This window comes from Clostridium sp. AM34-9AC (assembly GCF_003480225.1).
GTDB lineage: Bacteria > Bacillota > Clostridia > Lachnospirales > Lachnospiraceae > Acetatifactor > Acetatifactor acetigignens.
Map to the genome: position 1 here is coordinate 1 of NZ_QUIU01000068.1, position 1,142 is coordinate 1,142.

The window sequence follows — 1,142 nt, forward strand, 5'->3', positions numbered from 1 at the left end:
AACGATGACGGGGCAGGCGCAGCCTACACCTATGACAGCCGTGGCAACCGCCTCCGCACCACCAATGCATTAGGTGAAGTGGTACAGGAGCTTTCCTACAACCTGCGGAATCAGCCGGTCATCCAAAAGGATACGTTTGGAAACCGGACAGAACTTTCCTACGAACTGGACGGAAAGATCAAGGATGTCCGGCGATTAGGGAACGGTAACCGGAACCATCAGCGCACCCTCCAACAGTATGAGTATAATGCCAGAGGCCAGATCACGGGAGTCGTGGACGGCAACCAGAATCCCATCTCCTATGACGTGGACAGCTGGGGACGCATCACAGGCATTGGCTTTGCGGACGGGGGGAAGGAAGGCTATGAATACACCCCCGCCGGACAGATCAGCAGGACTATAGACGGTAACGGCAATGCAGTGCAGTACCGTTACAACAGTCTCGGCAAGGTCAGCGAGAGAATTGATCAGCTGGGATTCACAGAGACCTTCCGGTATGACGAGGAGGGCAACCTGTCCCTGCATATCGACCGGGATGGAAGACAGCTGCAGCGTGCCTGCAACGTGTTCGGTCAGCCTGTATATGAGAAGGCATCCGATGCGGAAGGAAAGCACACCAACATCAGCACCTGGCACTATGACAGTCTGGGCCGGGTGACCCGTGCTGTCTGCGACGGAAAGTCCTATGAATATATCTACGATGCATATGGTAACCTGAAAGAGAAGCGTTCCAACGGGAAACGCTTAGTTTCCTATACCCATGACAGGGCAGGGCAGATCACGGAGATTAAAGACCCCGCAGGAGTCAGCACCCGGTATGAGTACGATATCTTAGGACGCAGGAGCCGTATTTACAACAATGACGGACTGGAAGTGCGCTACGGCTACGATGCCCTGAACCGCATCCGCCATATCCGTTATGGCAATGGTGTGGAGACCGCCTATACCTACGATGGTGACGGTAACATCCGCACACTGGAAACCAAGGCAGGAGAAGATGTCCTGCTCTCCTTTGCATACCGGTATGACGGCAACGGAAACCGCACAGCGAAGGCAGGCATGCAGGCGACTCTGGGCGGCATCACCACAGGGAATAATGCGTTGGATCTCTCCTATGCTTATGATGTCCGGGGACAGCTTCT

The 1,142-nt window shown here is 54.7% G+C and carries 1 pseudogene; it reads left to right on the plus strand.

What is annotated here, in order from left to right:
• Nucleotides 1-1,142: pseudogene (locus tag DW835_RS17735) on the plus strand (RHS repeat protein); the annotation flags it as partial.